2 protein-coding genes and 1 pseudogene (1 of these 3 running past the window's edge) are annotated in these 2,324 nt (G+C 65.4%); all 3 read left to right on the forward strand.

The features are described 5' to 3' along the window. Positions 1-334, forward strand: a 334-nt coding sequence (locus ACFE99_RS24555) for a PE/PPE C-terminal domain-containing protein (protein ID WP_375489414.1), incomplete at its 5' end; no start/stop codon positions are given. Positions 335-1,378: 1,044 nt separating this feature from the next. Beyond that, complete coding sequence (locus ACFE99_RS24560) at positions 1,379-1,678, forward strand: PE family protein (protein WP_375489416.1); 300 nt, start codon at positions 1,379-1,381, stop codon at positions 1,676-1,678. Positions 1,679-1,702: 24 nt separating this feature from the next. Then, positions 1,703-2,324 (forward strand): annotated as a pseudogene (locus ACFE99_RS24565) (PPE family protein) (it continues 509 nt past the right edge of the window).

Raw genomic sequence — 2,324 nt, forward strand, 5'->3', positions numbered from 1 at the left:
AGCCGCTGCGCCCGGCTTAGGGGCGTTGGGCGGCCTGCTGGGCGGCGCCGGTGGAGGCCTCGGCGGCGCGGGGTCCGGAGTTTCCGCCGGGTTGGGCAACGCGGCCTCGATCGGGGGAATGGCCGTACCGCCTTCTTGGATCGGATCAGCGCCATTGACCGCCCCTCACGCTCCGCTGCCAATCAGCAGTGTCGCCGCCGCCCCGGAATCCGGCGGTGCCGGCAACCTGTTGGGCGGCATGCCGTTGGCCGGTGCGGGGATGGGCGCAAGCGGTACCGGTCCCCGATACGGCTTCAAGCCCACCGTGATGGCTCGGCCACCGTTCGCTGGTTAACGACGGGCCATCTGTCGTTCGGTTGGCCAAGTTGCCGTAGGGGATTCGAGGATCCGCACCGTTTCGCGGCCTCGGCGGCCACTCGCTTGCGAGCCGTTTCGGGTCCTGGAACGAGGTCTATGCGGCGCTAAAGGTCACGAAAGCTGACCAGCCAAGTCAACAGCAGGGCTAGGCCCCCCCGCCAGCGTCTACGCCGACGAAGCCTCCGTTGTACGTTCCGACAGCGGGGGGGCTAACGGGCTCGGGTTCTCCGGATCCATACGCGCCAGGGCTCGGGGTATCGCACCCGGGCGGTGGGGCCGATTGATCGGGCTCACCTGGGCAAGGGTAACCGACAGCTAACGTCAGCGGGGCTTGGGCATTAACGGCGGCGCCCACACCCGCCGGTCCAAGAGCGGCCGCCATAACTGTCATTGCTGCGAAGGATATGCGCTTTTTCATCCAACATCCGTACCAGAACAATCAAGGCGGCTGGAAGTGAGCCAGGACTAATTAATCGGTTAGTCACAAACCGGCTAGGACCCAATGCCAAATCCCCAGGTTTCAGGACAAAATTATCCTGTCAGGCGGCTCACCGATGACGACGTGCATGGCCGCTCCTTAACCGTGGAGTGTCCACCGACCAGCGGGTCAATGGCCGCAATGTGCGCGACGCTGGGCATTCCGCGGCGGACCGCGCTGTTGTCTGAGTTGCCATTTGAGGCCGATGCACTGATGTGCTGTCGTCGGCGCATGGCTGAGAAACCCGGTTTATCGCGAAGAGATTTTTATTCGCGGCCCGTCCGAAGCTCGGCAAGCCGCTCGCCGGTTGATGGGGCGCCGGTATCGGAGGATGCATTGGTGTTCTGGCGCGCGGCTGGCGAGACCTGCAGCAACGCCGTGCTGCGTCAAGTTGTTACCGCATTGTTGCTGGAGATGAACACTTGTTGCCGATCGGTGAACACTTGCGAACACCTTCCTTCCAAGGCGACATAGCGCCGCTCAGCCATCTAATCTCTTGCACGGAGCGATTGCTCTCCAGCTATCGAGGGGAAGGAAAGTCACATGTCGTTCGTGACCACACAGCCGGAAGCGTTGACGGCGGCGGCTGCCAACCTGCAGGGCATCGGCTCAGCGATGAGCGCCCAGAATGCGGCTGCCGCAGCCCCAACAACGGGCGTGATTCCCGCGGCTGCCGATGAGGTTTCGGCGCTGACGGCCGCGCAGTTCGTCGCGCACGCGCAGATGTACCAGGCGGTCAGCGCGCAGGCCGCGGCGATCCACGAAATGTTCGTCAACACCTTGGGTACCAGCGCTGGTTCCTACGCGGTCACAGAGGCCGCCAACGCGGCTGCGGCTCAGTAGCGATTTCGGCGGGGGCTTATCTCGATGTTGGATTTCGGGCTGTTGCCGCCGGAGATCAACTCTGCGCGGATGTACGCCGGTCCAGGAGCGGGGCCGATGGTGGCCGCTGCGGCGGCCTGGGACACGCTGGCCTCGGAGCTGTATTCGACGGCATCGTCGTACAGTTCGGCGATCGCGACACTTGCAAGCGGCTGGCTGGGGCCGTCATCGGTAGCGATGGCGGCTGCGGCCGCACCCTATGTGTCTTGGATAAGTGCTACCGCCGGACAGGCCGAGGCCACCGGTATGCAGGCCAAAGCGGCGGTGGCCGCCTACGAGGCGGCGTTCGCGATGACCGTGCCCCCGCCGGTCATCGCGGCCAACCGCGCGCTGCTGATGATGCTGATCGCGACCAACTTCTTCGGTCAGAACACGCCGGCCATCATGGCCACCGAGGCCCACTACATGGAGATGTGGGCGCAGGATGCTGCGGCCATGTACGGCTACGCCGGTGCGTCGCAGCTCGCGTCCACGTTCACGCCGTTCGTCCCTCCGATGCCGACCACCACCGAAGGCGCAACGGCTCTGCAGGCCGCGGCGGCGGCGCAAGCCGCCGGCACCGGAGCCGGCGGCCCCAACACCTTATACCCCGGTCCCGGCCACGGTC

This window comes from uncultured Mycobacterium sp., from assembly GCF_964249325.1.
Classification (GTDB): domain Bacteria; phylum Actinomycetota; class Actinomycetes; order Mycobacteriales; family Mycobacteriaceae; genus Mycobacterium.

What these genes read in the sequence shown, in the direction of transcription:
- ACFE99_RS24560 (WP_375489416.1), top strand. Translation starts at nt 1,379, where the DNA reads ATGTCGTTCGTGACCACACAGCCGGAAGCGTTGACGGCGGCGGCTGCC.